Annotated in this window: 12 protein-coding genes; 9 read left to right on the plus strand and 3 right to left on the minus strand. The window is 40.4% G+C overall.

Going from position 1 to position 25674, the window contains the following annotated elements; translation table 11 throughout:
• Positions 1–222: 222 nt before the first annotated feature.
• Together D0T84_RS03280 and D0T84_RS22780 are read right to left on the minus strand one after the other, a co-directional pair.
• Positions 223–1119, minus strand: a complete 897-nt coding sequence (locus D0T84_RS03280; protein ID WP_163306000.1) for an AraC family transcriptional regulator — start codon at positions 1117–1119, stop codon at positions 223–225.
• Positions 1120–1333: 214 nt separating this feature from the next.
• Positions 1334–1690: a hypothetical protein gene (locus D0T84_RS22780; RefSeq protein ID WP_255495152.1), complete on the minus strand. Its 357-nt coding sequence runs from the start codon at positions 1688–1690 to the stop codon at positions 1334–1336.
• Positions 1691–1871: 181 nt separating this feature from the next.
• Between D0T84_RS22780 and D0T84_RS03290 the strand changes: the two genes are divergently transcribed.
• The 4 genes from D0T84_RS03290 (at position 1872) to D0T84_RS03305 (ending at position 10228) form a co-directional block, all read left to right on the plus strand.
• Positions 1872–3248, plus strand: a complete 1377-nt coding sequence (locus tag D0T84_RS03290) for a sugar porter family MFS transporter (RefSeq protein ID WP_163306002.1) — start codon at positions 1872–1874, stop codon at positions 3246–3248.
• A 154-nt stretch (positions 3249–3402) separates the two neighbouring features.
• Positions 3403–6747, plus strand: coding sequence for a DUF5107 domain-containing protein (locus D0T84_RS03295; RefSeq protein WP_163306004.1), 3345 nt, complete (start codon positions 3403–3405; stop codon positions 6745–6747).
• A gap of 303 nt (positions 6748–7050) precedes the next feature.
• On the plus strand, positions 7051–9222 hold the full coding sequence (locus tag D0T84_RS03300; RefSeq protein ID WP_163306006.1) for an alpha-galactosidase: 2172 nt from the start codon (positions 7051–7053) through the stop codon (positions 9220–9222).
• Position 9223: 1 nt separating this feature from the next.
• Positions 9224–10228, plus strand: a complete 1005-nt coding sequence (locus tag D0T84_RS03305; protein ID WP_163306008.1) for an aldose epimerase family protein — start codon at positions 9224–9226, stop codon at positions 10226–10228.
• Between the two features lies 1 nt (position 10229).
• Here D0T84_RS03305 and D0T84_RS03310 read toward each other — a convergent pair whose 3' ends face one another.
• Positions 10230–14201, minus strand: coding sequence for a hybrid sensor histidine kinase/response regulator transcription factor (locus D0T84_RS03310; protein ID WP_163306010.1), 3972 nt, complete (start codon positions 14199–14201; stop codon positions 10230–10232).
• Between the two features lie 424 nt (positions 14202–14625).
• Between D0T84_RS03310 and D0T84_RS03315 the strand changes: the two genes are divergently transcribed.
• The 5 genes from D0T84_RS03315 to D0T84_RS03335 all read left to right on the plus strand — a co-directional run bounded on the left by D0T84_RS03315 (position 14626) and on the right by D0T84_RS03335 (position 25664).
• Positions 14626–17715 carry a TonB-dependent receptor gene (locus D0T84_RS03315; protein WP_163306088.1) on the plus strand — a complete coding sequence of 1030 codons (3090 nt, stop codon included), beginning with the start codon at positions 14626–14628 and terminating at the stop codon, positions 17713–17715.
• A 53-nt stretch (positions 17716–17768) separates the two neighbouring features.
• The gene (locus D0T84_RS03320; protein ID WP_163306012.1) at positions 17769–19367 is read left to right on the plus strand and encodes a RagB/SusD family nutrient uptake outer membrane protein; all 1599 of its coding nucleotides are present in this window, start codon (positions 17769–17771) and stop codon (positions 19365–19367) included.
• Between the two features lie 61 nt (positions 19368–19428).
• Positions 19429–21492 (plus strand): hypothetical protein, encoded by a 2064-nt coding sequence (locus tag D0T84_RS03325; protein ID WP_255495154.1) that lies wholly within the window; start codon positions 19429–19431, stop codon positions 21490–21492.
• A 152-nt stretch (positions 21493–21644) separates the two neighbouring features.
• A complete protein-coding gene (locus D0T84_RS03330) occupies positions 21645–23849 on the plus strand; it encodes an alpha-galactosidase (RefSeq protein WP_163306016.1) in 2205 nt (734 codons plus the stop codon).
• A 231-nt stretch (positions 23850–24080) separates the two neighbouring features.
• Positions 24081–25664: a glycoside hydrolase 43 family protein gene (locus D0T84_RS03335; RefSeq protein WP_163306018.1), complete on the plus strand. Its 1584-nt coding sequence runs from the start codon at positions 24081–24083 to the stop codon at positions 25662–25664.
• The last annotated feature ends 10 nt before the right edge of the window (positions 25665–25674 follow it).

Consider the following 25674-nt stretch of genomic DNA (forward strand, 5'->3'; position numbering starts at 1 on the left):
ATTGGTAAACAGCGATATAAAAGAGGGTCGGAAGATTGCTGTTTTTTTCGGAATAAAGACATAAACAACTATATACCAGAAGTATAGATAATATTACAAAACAAAAAGTCTGTCGCTTATATAGTGACAGACTTTTTCTCAGTTATTATACTAGAGGCAAATGTAAGTAAAAGTATTGGTATTTGGAGGTGAAGTTGGATAATTTAACATTTTCTTATCCTATCACACCAACTCCTCCTTATACCTTTTCCTGTACTCTTTTGGTGTGATGCCCATCTCTTTAATAAATGAATTGGAGAAATGAAACGGATCATAATACCCAAGCAGGAACGCTATTTCTTTTATTTTCAGATCGGAAAACTGCAAAAATGTACAGGCTCTTTGTATCTTCAACTGATTATAATATACCATAGGCGAGAAAGAAGTTCTCTGTGAAAACAACGTAGTCAGGTGTGAACTCGAATACCCTACTGCATCTGCAATGTCCTTCAATGTTATCTTGTTTTCGAGATTATCTTTCATGTAATGAATACTTTGCTGTATCACATCATCTACCCTCACATTCTTAATTTCCCTGAACTGGGTGAGATATTTCAGCGAAGCCAGAAAGTGCATCAGGCAAAAACTGATATATTCCAGATTTTCGGGATTATATCCCATTGCCAAATTCTGATACATATCTTCGAATAAGGTAATACGATCGTTATACCTGCTGTTGTCGGATTCTTTTATCACCAGTTGTCTCCCTATAATAGAACTGAACATATATACATTTTTGCCTTTAAAGTGGATCCAGTATATACTCCACGGATTTCTTGTGTCAGCACCGTATGCGTGACTTTCACCTGCCGGAATGATAAAAGCCTGGTTTTCCGAAAGCGTATACCTTTCATCTCCACATTCAATCCATCCCCGACCTTTTTCGCAATAGATAAGGATATTTTCATTTGCGCCTTCCGGCCTTCGGCGAAAATGGAATTTTGCATTCGGATAATAACCGATGTGAGTCACATACAACTGTCTGGTTATTTCATTCGATTCCTGGTATTCCCTTATATTATAGGGTGTAACAATAGCCTTCTCTCCTTTAAACCCTTCGGCAATTTCGATATTTTCCATGATAAATTCTTTTGATTGTTGTTGTATGTTATTGTTTTTTGATTTTATGCTACGCGCAATCGAAGATTGCTTGTGTTCCTTTTGGCCAAAGCCCCAAAAGGAACCAAAAACGCTTTTGCGCCCCCACTTCAACGTCCGACCCGTTACGTGCTCAACGGCTGAGCAAAAAGAACTCGCTCCAATGTTTGTATGAACTTTTTGTGTTGGTACAAGCTCAAACAGCTTTTTGCTCTACGCCGTTTTCGCCCGACGGGTGCCCCGTACTTGAAGCTAACGGCGCTGGCTGACGCACGACAAGAATAATGAATAAGCCTCTGCCTTGTCGCCGCATTGCGGTTCCGTGCATACGTTCCGCAGGCGGGGTACCCACCCGGTGCAGGCGGCGTAGAAAGGGATGGGGCGATAGCCCGTTTGTCCCTTTCAGCCGGCAAGCCGTTGGTGGGTCGCCGAGGGACGAAGCACTAGCCTTTTGCTTCCTTTTGGGCAATGCCAAAAGGGAGGGCAAGCCCGGGAGGGCGCGGCAGCAGGAAGCTAATGATAAAAGTTTTAACCCAAGATAGCATTTATGCATAAAATTAAAGAACAATAATATACAACAATGATATTTATCAACTATTTAGCGAATTAAATAAATAATAAATCATCTGCTAAAATAATAATATTTTCCATGTTTTTGAAAAATCATTACATTTTTAATTCAGATTAAGAAAGTAATTTTACGTTTGTTAAACTAATATTAAATCAATATCACGATGAAACCAGGTAATAGTTCATATTTACTACTTATTACATTTGTCTCGGCCATGGGCGGATTACTCTTCGGTTACGACTGGGTAGTTGTTGGCGGTGCAAAACCATTCTACGAAGTCTTTTTTGATATTACAGGCTCCCCGGCGATGCAGGGATGGGTAATGGGTAGCGCTATTTTGGGATGCCTGATAGGTGTGATGGTATCCGGTAGTTTATCAGACCGTTACGGAAGGAAGCCTCTGATGATAATAGCATCCCTTGTATTTATTGTAGCCGCTATAGGTACAGGCATCAGCGACACATTATCGTGGTTTATAGTATATAGGGTATTGGGAGGTATCGGTATCGGTATTGCTTCAAATCTGTCTCCAATGTACATAGCCGAAGTATCTCCGGCCAATGTGAGAGGTAAATTTGTTTCTCTCAATCAGCTGACAGTGGTTATTGGTATTTTATCTGCACAATTGGTAAACTGGATGATTGCAGACCCTATTGCTCCGGGCGAAGATATTTTAAATTCATGGAACGGACAGATGGGCTGGCGTTGGATGTTCTGGGCTGGAGGTGTTCCGGCTGTATTCTTCTTTATAATGATATTTATAGTACCCGAAAGCCCTAAATGGCTTGGTACACAACTCAAATTTGATAAGTCTGAAAAAATCCTGACCAAGATTGGAGGTAAAGAATATGCTCAGTCGGAGGTTGCAGCTTTACGTGCTTCTTTATCTGAAGTAACAGAGAAAGTAGATTTCAGGCTACTGTTTAAAGGAAAGATGCCCAAAATATTACTAATCGGTATTGTTATAGCTGCTTTCCAGCAATGGTGCGGAATAAATGTAATATTCAATTATGCTCAGGAGATATTCTCTGCCGCAGGTTATGGTGTCTCCGACATTCTATTCAATATTGTGATAACAGGGGTTACCAATGTGATATTTACGATTATTGGCATGTATGCAGTTGACAAACTGGGACGCAGGTCGTTGCTTCTGTTCGGTGCAATCGGTCTGGCATGTATCTATGCGATTCTTGGTGCATGCTACTATTTCCAGATATCGGGCATGGCAGTATTAATTCTTGTTATGCTGGCAATTGCCTGCTATGCAATGACACTGGCACCTATTACATGGGTAGTTATTTCCGAAATATTCCCAACCCGCATCAGAGGAATGGCAATGGCAGTATCAACATTCTCTCTATGGTCTGCATGCTTTGTACTAACCTATACGTTCCCTCTGTTGAATAGCAGTTTAGGTGCATACGGTACATTCTGGCTATATGGATTTATCTGCCTGCTGGGTTTTGTATTTGTGAAGAAGAACCTTCCGGAAACAAAAGGAAAATCCCTTGAAGAAATTGAAAAAGAGCTCACCAAATAAGATTATAAAATTTAAAGATTCAAAAAAGGAAGCATATGATAATTGGATATCCTACCTCACATACTCTAATTTCTCTTAATCTTTAAACTCTTAAATCATTAAATATTTGAATTTTAATAAATTGTTAAACATTTAATCAAAAAGCGAAAGCATAATGGAAAAGATAACTAATTATCTGATTCAGTCCACTGTGAATGAAAAGAATGTAGTGCGCGCATGGGAAGAGAATATCATGCTGCCTACATACGAAATAGGAGAGGAAGAAAAGAATCCTATATTTCTAGAGAAACGTGTATATCAGGGAAGTTCGGGTGTAGTATATCCTTATCCTGTAGTAGAAAAGGTTTCTGACGAAAAGAAAGATAAACAGTATAAAGCGTTGTTTATCGAAAACGAATATATCAAAGTGATGATATTACCCGAACTTGGCGGACGTATACAAATGGCGTACGACAAAGTAAAGCAACGTCATTTTGTATATTACAATCAGGTTATCAAACCGGCATTGGTTGGACTTACAGGTCCGTGGATATCGGGAGGTATAGAATTTAACTGGCCGCAACATCACCGGCCTAGTACATTCCTGCCTACAGACTACCTGATAGAAGAAAATAAGGATGGAAGCGTTACCGTATGGTGTAATGAGGTAGAACGCATGTTCCGCACCAAAGGTATGCAAGGCTTTACCCTGTATCCGGGAAAAGCATATATAGAAATTAATGTGAAGGTATATAACCGTACGGCATTCCCTCAAACATTCCTGTGGTGGGCAAATCCTGCCGTGGTAGTGAATGACGGATACAAATCGGTATTCCCGCCGGATGTACACGCTGTGTTTGACCACGGAAAACGGGCTGTATCCAATTTTCCGATTGCCACAGGGGAATATTACAAACAAGATTATTCAGCAGGAGTAGATATCTCAAAATATAAGAATATTCCAGTACCTACTTCCTATATGGCTATCGAATCCAAGTTCGACTTTGTAGGCGGATACGAAGATGATGCAAAAGGAGGTTTGTTGCATGTTGCTAACCATAATGTTTCTCCCGGTAAGAAGCAATGGACATGGGGAAATGGCGACTTCGGTATTGCATGGGATAGGAACCTTACGGATGAGGATGGGCCGTATATCGAATTGATGACAGGTGTTTATACTGATAATCAGCCCGACTTCACATGGTTGCAACCCAATGAAGAAAAATCATGGGTACAATACTTTATGCCGTATGCAGAAGTGGGCTATGTAAAAAATGCAAATAAAGACGCTATTGTAAATATAGAAATTGAAGGCAGCAAAGCTAATATTATACTTTACACAACGTCAGAATTTAAAAATCTGCGTGTTGTACTAAAAAATACAGAAGGAAAGGTCTTTCTGGATGATTATACAAATACTTCACCGGCAGAATCATACCTAAAAGAAGTAACAGTAGGTGAACTTCTTCCTGAAAACCTGATATTTGAACTGTATACATCAGATGGAAAAGAATTGCTTACCTATAAGGCGGATAAACCGGAGATAAAACCAACTCCCGACCCTGCAAAAGCAGCAAAAGACCCTAAAGATATCGCTTCTATTGAACAGCTTTATCTTACAGGACTTCATCTGGAACAATACCGACATGCTACCTACAATCCGATTGATTATTATATGGAAGCCCTGCGCCGCGAACCGGGCGATATCCGTTGCAACAATGCAATGGGGCTCTTGTTAATACGGAAAGGACAGTTTGCGAAAGCAGAGCCATTCCTGCGTAAGACCATAGAAACTCAGATTGAGCGCAGCCCCAATCCGTATGATGGGGAGCCGCATTATAACCTGGGCTGGTGTCTGACTATGCAGGGTAAAAAAGATGAAGCTTACAGTGCATTCTTTAAGGCGACATGGAATGCTGCGTGGCAGGATTCTGGCTATTATGCTCTGGCACGTATCGATACGGAAAAAGGGTTGTATGAAGATGCTCTGGACAGAGTAGACAGAAGCTTAATCAGAAACTGGCATAATCATAAGGCACGTCAGCTCAAAGCGTCTATTTTGAAAAAGCTTGGAAGAAAGGAGGAAGCTCTCTCCTTGATTGAAGAATCGTTGAAGATTGATAAATTCAATATGGGATGCCGTTTCGAAAAGTACCTCTTGACGAATGACTCGAAAGACCTGAACGAGCTAAAAGAATTGATGCGGGGAGCAACTCATCCTTATATAGAGTATGCCCTTGATTTTGCAGGAGGTGGAATGTATGATGAAGCAAGTCAGTTTTTGTCGTACTGTATTACAGATAAGGATAATGTTTATCCGATGGTGTATTATACATTGGGTTATTTTGCTTCGCAATCAGGCGATACCACCAAAGCAAAAGACTATTATGCAAAAGCATCGCAAATGTCTCCCGACAGGTGTTTCCCTAACCGTATAGAAGAAGTGAATATATTGCAGGATGCTATGAAAGTAAATCCTTCGGATTCCCTCGCTCCATATTATCTTGGTAACTTCTGGTATGCTGCCCGCCAGTACGACGAGGCTCGGTCATGCTGGGAAAGGTCTATGGAACTGAATGATAAATTCCCTACTGTATTGCGTAACCTCGCTCTGGCATACTATAATAAATATGATAAAAAGCAAGAGGCGAAAGAACTTCTGGAAAAAGCGTTTGCCATAGATACTACTGATTCGCGCTTGCTGATGGAACTTGACCAGCTTTATAAAAAAATGGGAGTTCCTCATGCCGAACGTCTCGCTTTACTCGAAAAATATCCTGAACTGACAGAGCAGCGTGACGACCTTTGTATAGAACGAATCACTCTTTATAATCAGTTAGGCAGATATAAAGAAGCAATGGAACTTATCAGCAACCGCAAATTCCATCCGTGGGAAGGCGGCGAAGGTAAGATTACCAAGCAATATACCGTTTGCAGGATGGAACTGGCAAAAGAAGCTATTGCAAATAAACAATATCAGGAAGCATTGAAACTCCTGCATGAAACAGACACTTATCCTCACAATCTGGGTGAAGGCAAGCTGGCAAATGCAGAAGAAAACGATATCGACTACTACAAAGGCATTGCATACAAAGGACTAGGTGATGAACAAAAAGCTCAGTTCTTCCTGCAGAAAGCAACTGTCGGTTCATCTGAGCCACAACAGGCATTCTTCTATAATGACCAGCAACCGGATAAGATTTACTATCAGGGATTAGCCTGGAAAGCTTTGGGAAATACCGATAAAGCACATAGCCGTTACAATAAACTGGTAGACCATGGTGAAAAACATTTATTTAATAACTGCCGTATCGATTATTTTGCGGTTTCTTTGCCTGACCTAGCTATCTGGGAAGATGACTTGAACGTCCGCAACCAGATACACTGCTACTATGTGATGGGGCTTGGTCATCTGGGACTTGGAAATTTGAAGAAAGCAAAAGAATATCTGGAAAAAGTAAGGGAGCTGGATATAAACCATTTGGATAGTCAACTAATATTAATGCCAATCAAGGGTTAAATGTGCCGTTAGGCACATCATATTGGTAGAAGCATGAATGAAATTCGTTTTTTTGTGCCGTCAGGTACAAAATATGAATTGTTCTGTAGATATTGCGTACCTGACGGCACGCAATTAACCGGTTAAAGCTTCTTTCTACCAACATTCAGTCCCTAAAGGGACAAAAAATAGCACATTTAACCCTTGATTCGCATTATTAAGAGCCTATTCAAATTTTAGCGAAAATATTTCTTATGGCTCTCTAAAATAATTATAAAAAAGTTCAGCTATAAAATTCAAACAGACTCTAAACAATATTGAAAAATGAGACAACTGATTACAGCATTATGCCTTCTGTTTTCTATTGGGGTATTTGCAAATGATTACATAACAATAGCAACGGACAATGCATGTCTGTTGCTGAAAGTAAATGAAAAGAAAAAGCTGGAACAGACTTATTTCGGTAAGAAAATCAAGCACATGGGCGAACTTGAAAAAGTTCCACTAAAAGATTACAGTGCATATTCTACATTTGGTACCAACCATGTATTCGAAGCGGCATTGAGGGTAACTCATGCGGACGGAAATACATCTACCGAACTGGTTTATCTCTCTTCAAAGTCAGACAGGCCAAGTGATAATATTGTTCATACCGTAGTATCGCTGAAAGATGCTTATTATGGGCTGTATGTTGATTTGCATTACAATGCATATCAGAAAGAAAATATTATCGAGCAATGGACAGAGATACGCAATGGAGAAAACAAAAGCGTGAAACTTGAAAACTTCGCTTCTTCCGATATGTCATTCTATGCTAAGAAATATTATGTAAGCCAGTTTCATGGAGATTGGGCAGAAGAGATGAATATAGCCGAGCAGGAATTAACAGCAGGGATTAAAGTCATAGATTCCAAACTAGGTGTAAGATCAAACCAATATACACATCCATGTTTCCTTTTATCGCTGGGTAACCCTGCCGAAGAAAATCACGGTGAAGTAATAGGGGGTACACTGGCTTGGCCCGGAAGCTTTCAGTTTTGCTTTGAGGTGAATAATGACCAGAAACTACGTGTGCTGTCAGGAATAAATCCTTATGCTTCAGCATATACCCTGGATAAAGACAAATCATTTAAGACTCCCGCATTGCTGTACACATACAGCAGTGAGGGTAGTGGTGAAGTTACCCGCAATTTTCATCGTTGGGCACGCAAATATGGCATTAAAAACGGGGACAAAGACAGAAGTGTCCTGCTAAATAACTGGGAAGCTACTTATTTTGATTTTGACGAACCGAAACTAACTCAGATTATTGACGACGCTTCCAAAATGGGCTTTGAATTATTCCTTCTGGATGATGGCTGGTTCGGTAATAAATATCCGCGCAATGGTGATAATGCAGGACTTGGGGACTGGCAGACAAATAAGAAAAAACTACCGAACGGTATTCCATACCTGATAAATGAAGCTCACAAAAAGGGTCTGAAATTTGGCATCTGGATAGAGCCTGAAATGGTAAACCCTAAAAGTGAACTGTATGAAAAGCATCCTGATTGGATAATTGCACAGCCTCACAGGGAGCGTACCGAACAACGCAATCAGTTGATACTCGACCTGAGCAACCCTAAAGTACAGGAATTTGTATATAATACTGTGGATAATATATTACAGGAAAATCCGGGTATCGATTATGTGAAATGGGATTGCAACCGTTTTGTATTTAATCCGGGCTCATCGTATCTTCCTGCCGACAGGCAATCTCATCTATGGATAGATTACAGCAATGCCTTACTGGAGATAATGAACAAGATAAGGGTGAAATATCCTGACGTAACATTTATGTTATGTTCCGGTGGCGGCGGACGTATCGATTATGCTTCGATGAAAAATTTCGACGAATACTGGATTAGTGATAATAACGACCCGCTTCAACGCATCTTTACACAATGGGGTGCACAATATTTTTTCCCTACTGTTGGGCTGGCAAGCCATGTTTCTGTATCGCCTAATCACATCTCAGGGCGCAGTACCCCTTTGAAATATCGCTTTGATATTGCTATGGCAGCCAAACTGGGTATGGATTTGCAGCCTGTGCAAATGACTGATGAAGAGAAAGTATTTTCCAGAAATGCTATAGAAACATATAAACAAATAAGAGGCACAGTTCTGCATGGAGACCTTTACAGAATACTTTCTCCTTACAAAAATAACAGGACTGTCTTTATGTACGTTTCCGAAGACAAGAATGAAGCTATAGTTTTCAATTTCTTAGTTCGAAAAGAAATTAAGCCGAATATGCAGACTATATATTTGCAGGGGCTTGACCCGGATAAGAGATATACCGTGAAAGAAATCAATAAGGTTTCGCCGGAATGGTCGCGCTCCTCAGCCTACGAAGGAAAAGAATTTAGTGGAGACTATCTTATGACAGTGGGGCTTACATTCCCTATTTACAACGAGTACGAAAGCGTTGTTCTACAAATTAATAGTGTAAGATGAAATGGTGAATATAGTAAAACAAGAAAGTATTTTTCACGAAGGACAAGAGATTGCATTATTCCGAATTTCTAATTCTTCGGGTGCATTTGCCGAAGTCACAAATATAGGTGCGAGTATTGTATCTATATTTGTGCCTGATAAGAAAGGAGTACTTTCCAATGTTGTTTTACGATATAATAAATTAAAAGATTATCTTTCAGATACTTTTTATCTTGGCGCTACTATCGGTCGTTTTTCCAATCGCATATCCAATGCCTGCTTTTTGATGGATGGCATAGGTTATCATTTGGATAAGAATGATGGCAAAAATTCTAATCACGGCGGATATAACGGCTTAAACAGGAAGATATTCAATTACCATATCAACAATGAAAGCGTGACTTTCTACACCGGAAGCACGGATGGAGAAGGTGGGTTTCCCGGAAATTTGGAACTCTGGGTAACCTACTCTTTTTCTGATAATAACGATTTTCAAATTGAATATAAAGCCTTATCGGATAAGAGAACACCTGTTAATTTTACAAATCATGCCTATTTTAATCTTTCGGGTAAAAAGAATACTATACTTGATAATCAACTGAAAGTAAATGCTGAAAAGTATCTGGAAACTGATAACGAATTTTTACCTACAGGACACGTTTTAGATACTCTTGGCTCTGCTTTCGACTTTAGCGATTATAGAACTGTGAAAGAAATGTCATTGCTAAAGAAAGATAATCTGCAAGGATATAATGCCTATTTTATCAGACAGGATAATAAGGAGTCTCTTGGTTCGGTCAAAGATATAATTTCCGGCAGAGTCTTGGATGTTTATTCCACTATGCCCGGCATCTTGTTTTATACCGGGGATTTCTTATCCGGGCAATTTATACCCTTTCAGGGATTATGCCTCGAAGCTCAATATTACCCTGATGCAATGAATCATACTGACTTTGTATCAAATATACTCGAACCCGATGAAGAGAAGACTGACTTGATCATCTATTCATTCGGAGCCGAAAAATAATCTATCCTTTATTTTGTTTTTCAAACTCTTTAGGTGTCATACCATATTGGCTCTGGAATAGTTTAATAAAATAAGAGGGAGAATTGATTCCGACCAGATAACAAATTTCACTTATCCTATACTGTCCTTCCTGTATCAGTCTGGCAGCTTCCTGCAAGCGAACCAGCCGGATAAAGTCGGTCGGGGTTGTATTGATTGTCGCTTTCAATCTTCGGTGCAGGCTTGAACGACTCATATGTATGGCATCTGCGAGACTTTCCACATTGAAATCGGAATCTGATATATTTTTATTTATTATTTCTATTATGTTATTTAGGAACTGTTCATCCGCTTTGTTCATTCCCGATTGTTGCACAGGCAGGAATGGTTTTTTCATAAAGAGTTCCATTTCCCGCTTCCGGTTATTCATCAGGGAAATAAGCAGCGTTTGAAGATATTGGAATGAAAATGGTTTTTCCACATAAGCGTCAGCTCCTATTTCCAGCCCTCTTATTTTACTGTTCAGATCGTTCTTAGCGGTGAGCAGTATTACAATTATATGGCTGTATTCGTTATCCGATTTAATTTTTTCACATAGTTCAAAACCGTCCATTCCGGGCATCATAATATCGCTGACTACGATATCTATACTTTTCATTTTCAGGATTTCCAAAGCTTCTATACCATCTTTAGCTTTCTCCACAATGTAGCTTTCAGTTAGCTTTTCGGCGATGAAATTCAGCATGTCCGGATTGTCTTCTACCACCAGGATCGTCTCAGCCTGTTTTTTCTTTTCGGTTTCCTCCTCATGTTCGACAATGAAGCCGGAAGATGCCAGCGTGTCTTGTTCCTCATTGATAGAATGTTGTAACAGAGGTATTTTCAGTATAAAGTTATTTATACTTGAAGATGAAGTGTAAAATAGATAGCCATCATGCAGTTCCGCCAGCGAACGAGCCAGAGATAAGCCGATTCCTGAACCTGTTGTTTCCCTGTTGAGCGCATTTATCTGGAAGAACGGCTCAAATATCCGGTCTTTATAGTCCTCTTGTACCAATTCCCCGTCATTGGATACCTGTATGGTAAGGTAAGTTTCATCAGATATCAGGGATATTTCTATCACCTGTTTCGAATATTTTACAGCATTAGACAGCAGGTTGTTTATTATTTTGGTTATCCCGTCTTTGTCTACTGTAGCTATTATATGCTCATTGTCTGCAACAGGGTGCAGTTTAAGTATTTTCTTTTCCGATTTGGCCTGTTGCTGAAACCGGTCGGTTATTTCTTCCAATAATAAATTAATGTCTGTACTTCTGAAGTTTAACAGGAACTTATGACTGTCTACTTTCCTGAAATCCAGCAATTGATTGATAAGGTCTAAAAGGCTATTCGTATTTTGCTTTATATAGTCCAGGTTCTTCTTTACCTTGTCATCCGGGATATCCATTTCTATAATAGAATCCAGAGGGCCGCTGATAAGCGTTACAGGAGTGCGTATCTCATGGGCAATATCGGTGAAGAAATCTACCTTTGCTTCATACAGCTCGCGTTCTTTTTCTATCTCAAACAGCTTTTGTTGCTCCATGTTGCGCCTTTTGTATTTTTTCAGCGAAACCCTGATGGAATAGTACAATATGGCAAAGAATAATACAAAATAAAGGAGATAAGCCGCATTGGAAGCCCACCACGGAGGCGAAATGATGATTTCGAGGGTGGTTTCTTTGTCGTTCCACAACCCGTCATTATTCGTCCCCCTTACCCTGAATATATATTTCCCCGGAGGCAATTTAGAATAAGATGCGCTATGGTTGTTTTGGGTATATATCCAGTCTATATCTATATTGTCCATTCTGTAAGCATACATATTTGCTTGCGGGGCAGTATAGCTGAGCGATACAAAATCCAGTGTGATATTGGACTGGTAATAGGGGAGTGTTATTTTATCTGTGTGTTCTATACTCTTTTTCAATGGAGAATCGGTAGTGTTAGGACCAACCTCTTTGTTGTAAATAGACAGTTTGGTGATATATACAGGGGGCATATATTTGTTTTCCTGGAATTCTTCGGGCTTAAAGGCTATCAGGCCTTCCAGGCACCCAAAGTATAATTTCCCTGAGCTGCTCACCAGCCCCGACTTATAGTTGAACTGATTGGATGGCAGTCCTTCATTCTGGGTAAAAACCCTTATTTCCTTATTCACAGGATTGAATCTGACCAGTCCCTGATTTGTCCCAAACCAGAGGTTATGGTTCTTGTCTTCCAGTATCTTATAAGCTACATCGTCTGGCAATCCGTCTTTTATCGAATAACTTTTAAAACTGTTCTTCTTCTTATTGTATACACAAATTCCTCCCCGGTCGGTCGAAAACCATATCTGCCCCAGGTGGTCTTCGGTAATACTGCTTACAGCATTTGAGCTCAGGCCGTTCTCTTCATCTGTAGTGTAATGTTTGAGTATATCCTGTTTTTGGTCATATTGGAATACTCCATTGCCTATCGAGGCAACCCATATATAGCCTTCCGAATCTTCCATTATATCATATATATACGATAGCCCGAATATATCGAGGCGCTTGAAGTCCATGCTGTTTTTCTCCGCCACAAATACACCCCATGCGTTTCCGAGCCACACTTTTCCGTAACGGTCTTCGCATAGTGCATAGATACTCTCTTCGTTTAGTCCCAAATCGGCTGACGAATAGTGGCGTACTTTGTTCTGAGGAAATTCTATGATATCCAGTCCGTTCTTGAAATAGCCAATCCATGTCTTTGAATCTTGTAGCAACAGGGCTAATGTTTGCCTGTAATAAGAGTTATTTATAGGCCTGAACTCATCAGAATTGGGGTTGTAAACAGATACTCCAGCATCCTCAGTTCCTATCCAGATATTGCCTTGCCGATCTTCCTTCATTTCGCGGATTCGTTTTGAATTGATAGAGCTTTTCTTGCTTACGGGGAAATACTTTTCAAACTTGCTGTTTCTGTTGGGTAAGTGGTTCACCCCGCCGAAGTTAGTTCCTATCCACATTCCTCCTTCTTTGTCCTGGTATATCTTCTCAATGAAGTTGTCCGATATGGAATGGTTATTCAGAGGGTCTTCTGTAACTTCTTCAATAGTCTCCGACTCCTTATTTATGATGAAAAGCCCCGATTGTGTTGCCACCCATATTTCCCTGTCGTTGGGCATAGTGATATGGCGTATTATTTTGTTCTCTACCTGGGAAATATGCATATCATATAATATGTTACGCCTTTTATCCAGGAACAATATCTTTTCTTCATGGATACCTATTATAATATGATCGCCATCGTGACATATGGTATATATATTTTTCCCTTCCAGCGACAGTTTACCATCACTGTTTCCCATATATTGGGTGAAAGTATCGTTGGAACTATTATACAGAAACATACCGGAGCCGTTGGAGCCGATCCACACCCTGCCGTTTTTTTCTATAGCTATACACTGGGGATTGCTGATACTGGGTCTCAAATCCTGTACTACAGTGTACATATGCAATTTATTATTTATAATATCATATCTGAACACTCCCTGATTGGGTACGACAATCCAGATATTATTATTTTGATCTTGCTGTATGTCGGAGATCCATGTAGTGATATTTATGTTATGCATAGTTTTCAGATCGAAGGAACTGAACTTCTCGCTTATAGGATCGAATATAAATACTCCGCGGTCGGTACCCAGCCATAATTTTTTATCGGTACTCTCAAATATGACGCCAATATTATTGTCACCTCTTTTTACATCATAGTCGTAGCATTCAAATGTTTTAAGGGAAACCCCGTCGTATCGGTTCAGGCGGTTTCGGGTGCCGAACCACATGAAGCCATAGCTATCCTGATAGATAGATTTAACATTGTTGTGGGATAATCCCGAATTTCCGTCAATTTTAGTGAAGTAATAATTACTGGCCTGAAATTCGAAAAATGAGAAAAATATAATAAATAAGATGAAAAATAAGCGCTTCATGATATAGATTTTATAAAAGTGATTCAGCCTTTAGGCAAATATACATAAAATGAAAATCACAACGGTTTCAGAAAATATAACATATGTCCTAAACCTGTCGAGAAATACACAGAATCTACATTTCTTTTATTTTTTGCTGAATGTAAACCTTACCTTTTTGAGTGTTAGTATTATTTTCGTGGCGTAAACCATGTAGAGATACCAGAATGTAAATAGTAATATTTTACATTTTTTTAAGGAACTTATATTTTAGCTTAATATCAAAAAACACGCATTTCTTGAAAATCAACTAATCAATCCATGAATCCTATTAACTGTAAAGCAGACAATCATATATTCAGTATTACCATAAATAATCTTTAATCTTAAAAACTAATTTATGATCATGTGTATTAACTTTAATTCCAAACTAAGAACAGCATTTATGATTATGCTGTTTATCGTGTCTGGAGGCATTGCATTTGCTCAGGATATAGCCGTTTCAGGGCTTATCTCCGATTCCCAGACCAAAGAACCTATTATTGGTGCATCTATTGCGGTGAAGGGCACAACTACAGGAACATTTTCTGACGAAAATGGTAGATACTCATTGAATGTACCCAGAAATGGTATAATAACTGTTTCTTTTCTGGGATATTTTACGCAGGAGTTAAGAGTAACAGGCTCTGTATTGAATGTTGTCCTGGAAAATCAAGACTTTGAGGTAGAAGATATCGTTATTGTAGGTACCGTCATGAAAAAAGGAGATTTGACTGGTGCTGTTTCAGGTGTTAGTGGCAAAGTATTGCAGGAAAGACCGGTAACTAGTATCAATCAGGCACTTCAAGGTCGTGTAGCCGGTGTGTTTATCAACCCTGCCGCAAAACCGGGTGATGATTCTTCGATAAAAATCAGGGGTATTAATACCATTGATGGAAAAACCGACCCTATTTATGTAGTTGACGGTCTGGTTATGGATAATTATGGTGGAGGATTTAATTCTGTCAACCTGAATGACGTAGCCTCCATTGAAGTGCTGAAAGATGCTTCGGCGACAGCTTTGTATGGCTCCCGTGCTGCTAATGGCGTTGTCCTGATTACTACCAAAAAGGGTAGTAAAGGTAAAGGCAAAGTGAATTATGACGGATGGGTAGGATTCCGTTCTTATGCAAAAAGGCCTAAAACAATGAATTCGAAACAATTGTTCGAGCTTCGCAGAGATGCCGCAATGAACAGTTTTATGGCAAGGCATCCGAATGCTACCGAAGCTGAAATAAACGACAACATGCAAAATCGCATTATGAATGCTTATAACCCTCATGGTGGTGGTGGATATGTATTCGGTCAATACGAATTGGATGCTTATAACAATCCGAACTTTAAGGATTATGACTGGTTGGACGAAGTAACCCGCAATGCCGTAGAGCATAATCATGTTTTGAGCTTTACCGGAGGAAATGAAAGTGGGACTTATTATCTGAGTCTTGGTTATGCTAATCAGGAAGGTATGGTAAAGAAACTGGGAAGCAAGACCTATACCGGCCGTATCAATGCTGATTACAACATCAAGCCTTGGCTGAAGGTAGGAACAAATACTTCGTATATCCGTACCGAGTCGCAAATACAAGCCAACGACGATGTGTTTGATAAGGCAAGAGGCGCTAATCCTATGTTACCGATCGATTACGACTTGCTTACACTAAACTATGGAGATTATAATGATGAAAACTATTTCAATCCTCTGGGAACATTGCGTATAAAAAATGACAGAGTAAGAAACCGTATCATTAGTTCTAACTTCTTGAACATTAATCCAATTAAAGGACTGAATATCAGAACGACTTTTGCGATTAATAGTTTTGAAGAATCTACTTTCAGATATCAGCCGAACGATATTCAACAAGCTATCCGTTATTCTAATCATGGTGAGGCCGAACACAAAAGAGACAATATGACTACCTGGCAATGGGATAATACTGTTTCATATGACAATATCTTCGGTGTTCATCGTATTAATGCATTAATCGGAACAAGTGCATCTAAAAGTTCCCGCAACTACACCAACGTTATAGGACGCGGATTTGATTCCAACCTTTTCGGATATCACAATATAGGTGCATCGGAACAAACCGGCGACAGACGTATCGAGTCGGATTTCTATGCTTCATCTTTGCTGTCGTATTTTGTACGGGCCAATTATACCTATGCCGATAAATATTACCTGACTGCTACTGCCCGTTACGATGGCTCTTCTAAATTTGCCCAAGGCAACAGATGGGGATTATTCCCTTCTTTCTCTGCAGCATGGAATATTACTCAGGAAGATTTTATGAAAGATGTTACATTCTTCGACCAATTGAAATTGCGTGCCGGATACGGTATTGTTGGTAATCAAGAAATTGACAACTATTCTTTTCTTACACTGTACAAACCAAGTGTAAGCAATAATTCTACAGTTTATATTCCGGACTCAAAACAAGGTACATCAGATATTAACTGGGAATCACAACGTCAATTCAATATCGGATTAGATATGTCATTCCTTAACAACAGAGTTAAAATATCAGCAGACTACTTCGATATTACCAATAGCGACCTGCTTATGACCAGGACTGTAGCTGAATCATCGGGCTTCAAAACAGCCGTTGTGAACATTGGTGAAATTAAAAACCGGGGTGTGGAGTTTACAGTAGATGTGAATGCCATAAAAACAAAAGATTTGGAGTGGAATGTATCAGCAAACTTCTCAAGAGACAGAAACAAAGTAACCAAATTATTTGACAATGTAAATCATATCTTCAAATATGATGACTGGCAAAGTTTGCAAAAAGAGGGTAACCTGTTTTTAGGAGAATCGCGTAACACTATTTATATCTGGAAAACCGGAGGTATTGCACAGGTTGGTGATATGGATCGCCTAAACCAAATCAATTGGCAGGGTAAGAATGTAGGCCCGGGTGATTTATATCCGCTGGATATTTCAGGAGTAGACGGTAAGCCTGATGGAAAAATAGATGAGAATGACCGCGTAATAGTAGGTTCTCCCGATCCTAAATTTTATGGTGGATTTTCAACTGATATCTCCTATAAGGGTATTTCATTAAATGCTGTATTTAATTATTCATACGGTGCAAAAAAATTAAGCTATTTGTATGAATCGCTGATTGGAAGCAACGGAAGGGGACTAGCATCAGTTGACTTGCTGGATCGCTGGACACCTGAAAATACAGATGCCAAATTCCCTCGTCCGATGTTACAGGATGGAAATGATGGAGCTCCGGCATACAATCCGTTTACTGCCGGCCAGATGGATTTTTCTGTACAAAAAGCTTCTTATCTGCGCTTATCTACACTGACATTAGCATATAATTTCCCGAAAAAGATTGTCAACAGCCTGAAATTGGATAACCTGAGAGTGTACAGCACAGCATCAAATTTATTCTGTCTGACTCCATACAAAGGTTACGATCCAGAAACCGGAGACTGGTATCCACCAACAAAAATGTTTGTTTTGGGATTAAATGTATCATTCTAATTCTTTTTTAAGGGAAACTATTGTAGAATTAACTAGCATTAAAACAAATTTCTATGAAAAAAATAAATATAATATTGCTCTCTGCTGCAAGCTTATTTGGAAGCTATTCATGTAGTGATTTTTTAGACGAGAGACCTAAAAGTTCACTGTCGGCAGATCAGGTTTTTACGGATTTAGAGATCTTGGAACCTACAGTTGACGGGTTATACAAATCTTTCCGTGACTCGAAGGTACAGCGGCAGGGATTTACTTTCTTTATGATAGGTACAGATGAAGCCCAGCAAGGTATCAAGGAAGTATTGACATACGCAAGCCAACCGGGACTGGATTACTACAATGGCCAGCTAAACAGCGCATCGGATAGAATTTCTAATATGTGGCAAGGTAAATGGCCTATCATAAATGCGGCATCGTTGAGTATTTGCGGGCTGGACGCTCTCGAGAAATCGGAAACGGACGAGGCAAAACTAAAAAGGATTAAGGTGCTGAAAGCAAATGCATGTTTCATGCGCGCCATGTCTATGTTCGAAGTTTCCATGTATTGGGGAGAGATTCCGGTCATTGAAATTGCAGACCTGAATCAAACTGATATTGATAGATCCAGGAGACCATTATCTGAAGTATGGAAACAAATATTTGAAGACTTCGAATATGCATCGGGAAACCTGGACGAAGGAAAACAGACCAGACCCCGTGCTACAAGAGGAGCCGCTATTGCCATGCTGGGCAAAGTATGTATGTATGCGCCTCAGGAAAGCGGTTACCGCGATTTTCAAAAAGCCATCGGTTATTTTGAGCAGATAAATGACGGACGCTATTCTTTAGAGCCAAGTTATGCAACATTATTTGACGAATGGGGTACATTAGAGTTTAACTCTGCCGAATCGGTATTTGAGATCGACTACGAACCCAATGATATGGGAAGAAGCGGATGGCAGTGGGACTTTGGTTCCAAAACTTTGGGGCAAGCCGGCTATAGCGAAGAGTGCTATTTGGGCGGATGGGATGTGATTATGCCTACACAATATGCCTACAAAACGAAAGCAGAGGGCGGAGTATGGGAAGACGGAGACGTACGCAAGAATGTAAATCTGCGCTACGAGTGGACCTATGATGGTATTACCTATACTGTTCCTACAGATGCTGCCGATGAGTTGGATCCGCATGTTAAGAAATGGGAGGACAGACGTATCGATAGATTCGCACCCGATTATTCGAATGTTTTCAACAGGAGCTACTACAGGGTAGGTAAGAACTATCCGATGATTCGTTTTGCTGATGTATTGCTTTGTTATGCCGAATGCTTAAATGAAACGGGAAAAACCACCGAAGCAATGAATGTAGTGAACAACCAGGTGCGCAAGCGTGCTTGGGGTGGAACGCTTCCTGCCGATAAGGAATGGAAGGGGCTATCTCAGGAACAATTCAGAACAGAGATAATGGACGAACGTATGCGTGAACTTTGTTTCGAAGGTTGGAGACGCATGGACCTTATCAGAACCGGCAAATTTGTCGAATTGATTAAAGAACGCAACCGTTGGGCGAAAGAATCCAATACGATTCAGGAATATCACATGCGTTACCCGATTCCGGAAACTGAGATCAATAACAGTACAGATATTACTGCAGATGATCAGAATCCTGGTTACTAATAATTAATTAAAAAATAAGATGACTTACAGGACAATCAACAGTCTTATCATTCTTATTAGCATGAGTTGCATATGCCTTTTGGCATGTGCACCTCTTGCCAATGATAAAATTGAGTATAAACAGTGGTCTATTGTTTATAACAAGGAAACCAAAGCATTGGATTACAAACACGAAGGTAAAGATATTTTGTCAGGTGTGTTTGTAAAAGCAAAAGTTGGAGATGACTTTGTAGAAAGCACAAGTTATCCGCAAATGAGTATTAATAAAGAATCCGTTTCCGATATATTCGGGAAAGGTGAAAAATTTACGGTCAGCTATACAGGACTGGCAGGCAAGCCTGATATCAAACAGGTATATTATTTCTATCCGGAAAAAGAATACTTCCTTACCGAAGTATATTTAGAATCCGAATCTGATATTTCAAGCAATTATATTGCTCCCATATACACTACCACAAAGTCTGCATTCCTTCCATCGGACGAAACCAACAGAGTGCTGCGTGTGCCATACGATAACGATGCTTTTGTTCACTATCTGTCTTCTCCGTTATCTGTCGAAGATATATCTTTCGAGGTTACATCCGTATTTAACGGAAAAGAACGTAATGGTTTGGTTATCGGCTCTGTAGAGCATGATACTTGGAAAACAGGCATCCGTTATAAAGCCGAGGAAAATCAGTATATAGCCGAATTGGAGTGCTATGGCGGTGTTGTTCACGAACTGACCAGAGATATCAGCGAAAAGCCCGACAGGCCTTCCATTAAAGGGCACGGCAGCATTAAAGGTAAAAGCCTGAAATCTCCTAAAATGTTCTTTGGTATGTTCAAAGACTGGCGTCGTGGCATGGAAGCTTTTGGTGAGGCTAATGCTGTGGTTGCTCCTCCACGCAAATGGAACAGTGGTACGCCTTTCGGCTGGAACAGCTGGGGAGCTATGGCCGAAAAGGTGAATTATGAAGGCGCTGTAGATGTTTCCGACTTTATAAAGAATGAGTTGCAGTCGAAGAGCTTTGAAAATGATAATGTAACGTATATCGGACTTGACTCTTTCTGGGATAATTTTTCGGAAGACCAATTACGTCAGTTTGTAGAGCATTGCAAAGCAAATGGTCAGAAAGCAGGTATCTACTGGTGCCCGTTCTCCGACTGGCATGGTAATGCAGAAGCCTTCGTGGAAGGGACAAACAATGCTTATAAGTATAAGGATATATACATCTATGCAGATGGCAAGCCACGCAAAGTGGAATCGCTTGCTGTAGACCCTACCCATCCGGGAACAAAACAACGGATGGAACACTATATCAACAAGTTCAAGAAACTGGGATATACATATGTAAAGCTCGACTTTATCAATAATGGTACATTAGAAGCGGATTCATTTCATAATCCGGCTGTAACCACGGGTGTACAGGCTTACAACGAAGGGATGAAGTACCTGTCGGATCTGTGTGGAGAAGATATGTTTATGGCTCTGTCTATTGCACCTACATTCCCTTCGCAATACGGTACATCGAAGCGTATCAGCTGCGATGCCTGGGGGGCAATGACCGAAGGCGACTGGGGTACGACAGGCTACATGCTCAACAGCCTTTCTTTCGGATGGTGGCTCGACCGCGTATATCCGTTCAATGACGCCGATCATATCCTTCTTTATAAGCCACAGGAAGCTGGTGACTACAAAGAAGGTGCAAACCGTGCACGCATAACTTCAGCAGTTATTACAGGGATATATATGCTTGGCGATAATTTTAGCCGGAAAGGCAAAATTCCGGGTAGTAAAGAGGCAAGGGATAAAGCATTGAAAGTTGCTACAAATAAAGATATCAATGATATAGCCCGTATAGGCAGATCGTTTTATCCGGTAGAAGGCTATGTAGCAGAAGCTCCGGGCAAAGCAGAACCGGTGTATATGCTCGAAACAGCAGATTGTACCTATGTAGCTGTATTCAACTTTGATAAGGCAGCAAACAAGGAGGGAAACATAAGTTTGGATAGAATCGGACTGGCCGGTAAGAAGGTAAAAGGTAAGGAACTGTGGACTTCATCGGAAGTTCTTGTTGAAGAAAGTATGCTTCAGTACTCTGTCCCACCACAGGACGCAAGGGTGTATAAGCTTATCCGGTGATTTAAGTTTGGTTATCACTAGGTGCATATATGCCTGCCTGGCGGGCATATATGTTATCTTTCTGAAAAGGTATTGGAAAATAAATAAAGATTAATAACACAGGGAATATTTGCCGGATTCAGGCATTGTATTCTTTCTAAAATTCTACGAAAATGAGAACGGTGGTATTTAGTATTCTCTTCCTTCTTTTGATTCAGATCAATATACAAGGACAGAGCAAGGAAGTCATACAAGTTGAAACGAATGACTTAACGATGATTTTTACGGCGAGCCAGAACGAAAAAGTTATTTTTCAGTACTGGGGTAATAAACTGGATGGAGTTTCCTCCTTCCTCGACAGAAAAGTGAAAGGTCAGCCGGACACAAACGATGATTTTATATCACAACTGTATCCTGCATACGGAGGGCGTTATTATCTCAATCCGGCATTGAAACTGACTCACGATGATGGTGTTCTAACTTCAGAACTGGTATATGCAGGAAGCCGGACAAAGACACTCGACAGCAATAAAAAAGAAACTGTTGTCAGCCTCAAAGACAAGCTATATCCTGTATATGTGGATATTCGTTTTGTCGCTTATCAAAAAGAAAACATAATAACTCAGTCGGCTACCATCTACCACAACGAAAAAAATACAGTCAAAGTAGAAAACTTTGCGTCTTCTTATATTCCTCTGCATGCCGAATCATATTATCTGACACACTTTAATGGCACATGGGCGGCAGAAATGCAAATGGAAGAAGAAGCCCTTACTCATGGGATAAAAGTGGTAGAATCGAAGAAAGGTGTCAGAACAACCCAATCTGAAAACCCTTCTTTCATCCTGTCCCTGAATGGTCCGTCGAAGGAAGATTCGGGAGAAGTATATGCCGGATCTCTGGCATGGTCGGGTAACTACAAGCTATCCTTCGAACTGGACGAAACAGGCAAGTTGGGTATTACATCAGGAATGAACCCTTTTGCATCTACTTTCTATCTGAAACCTGAACAAAAACTGGAAGCTCCTGAAATGGTTCTTACATATAGCGCCAATGGTATCGGACAAATATCAAGAAATTATCATGATTGGGCTCGCAAATATGCAATGGCACATGGCGATCAATTACACCCGATTATTCTCAATAGCTGGGAAGGCGCATATTTCACTTTCGATGAAAAGACAATCACCGACATGATGGACAATGCCGCTAAATTCGGAGTGGAAATGTTTGTTCTGGATGACGGCTGGTTTGGCAACAAATATCCGCGCAATGGTGATAATGCAGGTCTTGGAGACTGGCAGACAAACAAGAAGAAATTGCCGAGAGGTATTCCATACCTTGCAGATTACGCTGTTAACAAAGGCTTAAAATTTGGTATCTGGATTGAACCCGAAATGGTGAATCCTGACAGCGAACTGGCAAAAAAACATCCTGAATGGATTGTGAAAAGTGGTAAACGCGATATTCTTCCTATGCGTAACCAGTGGTTACTGGATTTGAGTAACCCGGCGGTTCAGGATTTTGTTTTCAAAACATTTGACGATGTGGTTTCCATGTCTCCTAATATCAGCTACATCAAATGGGATGCGAATCGCCATGTCGACAATGTTGGTTCGGACTACCTGCCTGCTAGTGAGCAGACTCATTTCTGGTACGAATATGTAAAGGGATTGTATAATGTATATGAAAAAATCAGGGCAAAATATCCTGATATCCAGATACAGTTATGCTCTTCCGGCGGAGGCCGTGTCGAATTCGGCGCGTTGAAGTATCATGACGAATTCTGGGCAAGTGATAATACAAATGCCTTAGACCGTATCTTTATACAATATGGAACCAATCTCTTCTTCCCGGCTATTGCTACAGGTTCGCATGTGTCCACCAGCCCCAATCACCAGACAGGAATGATGGCTCCGCTTAAGTTCCGTTTCGATGTAGCTATGTCAGGTCGTCTGGGTATGGAGTTACAGCCGAAGGATATACAAGGTGATGAATACGAATTTGCAGCAAATGCAATCAAAGACTATAAGCAAATCAGGCCGATAGTTCAGTTAGGTGATTTATACAGGCTCATCTCTCCTTATGATAAAAATGACTGGGCATCACATATGTACGTCTCAAAAGATAAGAAACAATCTGTACTTTTCGCTTACAGCCTCAAATATCACGGACGTACTACCTATTTTGAAACAAAACTGAAAGGCTTGGATCCTACCAAAAATTATAAAATAACAGAGCTGAATGTAAAACCGGGTCAAAGCTCATTCTATGGAAACGGACAAACATTTTCGGGTGATTACCTGATGAAAGCAGGAATCAACCTGAATATCGGAAATCCGTTCGACAGTGCTGTCCTACTTATCTCTCAGGAATAAATAAACTTTCAATTTGTCTGCTATTTTGATTTAGGGTAGCGGGTTCATATTTCACAGAAGGGGGTGTGTCAAAAGTAAAACATCTCTATCAAATTGTTACTCTCTTTGTCATTCTGAGTGCAACGAAGAATCTCGACCTACCAGATACGAGATGTTTCACTCCGTTCAACATGACAAAAAGATATGAAAAGATACTTTTGAGACACCCTCCTCTTTCGAGTCTTTATTATCATGAAAACAGTACTACAAAAGATAACTTTATCTGCATTTCTTTTATTGCAGGTATCTACTTTCTCAGCCCAAGAGAATATAAATACGGATAACCGCTGGGGCGATCAGGGAAATGGGAGATATGTAAATCCTATACTCAATGCCGATTATTCCGATCCGGATGTTATCAGGGTAGGAGAAAAATATTACATGGTCTGCTCCGATTTCCATTTCATTGGGATGCCTGTGCTTGAATCCGATGATATGGTAAACTGGACAATTATAAGCCAGGTATACGATAAGTTCGACTTCCCCGAGTGGGAAACCAACCAACGCTATGGAGGCGGCTCATGGGCTCCGGCTATCCGTTTTCATGATGGGAAATTCTGGGTTTTCTTCTGCACACCGCACGAAGGTTTATTTATGTCGAATGCAACCAATCCGGCAGGGCCGTGGGCTCCGTTGGTGAACGTGAAGCATATCGAAGGCTGGGAAGACCCTTGTCCATTCTGGGATGAAGACGGACAGGCATATGTAGGTCGTAGCCAGCTGGGTGCAGGGCCTATCATCCTCCACAAAATGAGTCCGGACGGAACCCGGCTTTTGGATGATGGTGTAACTGTATACGAAGGGCCTGTTGCCGAAGGTACAAAGATCCATAAGATGAATGGCTATTACTATATGAGTATTCCCGAAGGTGGAGTTGCTACCGGATGGCAAACGGTGTTACGCTCAAAAGACATCTATGGGCCATACGAAAGAAAAATTGTTCTCGAACCGGGAGTAACAGACGTAAACGGTCCTCATCAGGGGGCATTGGTTGATACACCTGACGGTGAATGGTGGTTCTATCATTTTCAGTCGAAAGACCCGCTGGGACGCATTGTTCATTTACAACCCGTGCAATGGGTAGACGGATGGCCACAGATAGGTGTAGACTATGATAAGAACGGGGTGGGAGAGCCAGTGAAAGAATGGATAAAGCCTAAGACCGGAAAGACTGTATCAATAATTGCGCCGCAAGGTTCTGATGAATTCTCTTCTGATAAGCTAAACCTGCAATGGCAGTTCAATCATAATCCTGTAAATGAAAACTGGTCGTTATCCGAACGCTCCAGCTATTTACGCATAAAGGCTTTAAAGGCTGATAATCTGAGAGGTTCAAAAAATATGATTACCCAAAAGGTAATGGGATATGAGGGTGAGGCTTCTACCGAAATTGATTGTAGTAACCTGCTGAACGGACAACGGGTAGGGCTTTTGTGTGCCGGTAACCTCTATAATGCAATAGGTGTATTACACGAGAATGGAAAGAATTACATCTATTATGAAAGTGATGGAAAGAGCAAAAAGATAACTCCTGTCGCAACAGAAAAGGTATACCTGAAAGTATCATTAAATGCAAATACAAACGGGCATCAACTCTATTATAGCTTCGACAATTCAACCTTTATTGCATGCGAATCTCCGTATGCCTTACAGTCCAGCGACTGGAAAGGGGCACGTGTAGGTTTGTACTCATATAATACCGAAAAAGATGGAGGAAATGCAGACTTCAACTGGTTCAGGTATGAGTTCGACGGACCTGGATTATATCGTAAATAATAATTAATTA

It is taken from the genome of Dysgonomonas sp. 521, from assembly GCF_010501055.1.
Lineage (GTDB): Bacteria > Bacteroidota > Bacteroidia > Bacteroidales > Dysgonomonadaceae > Dysgonomonas.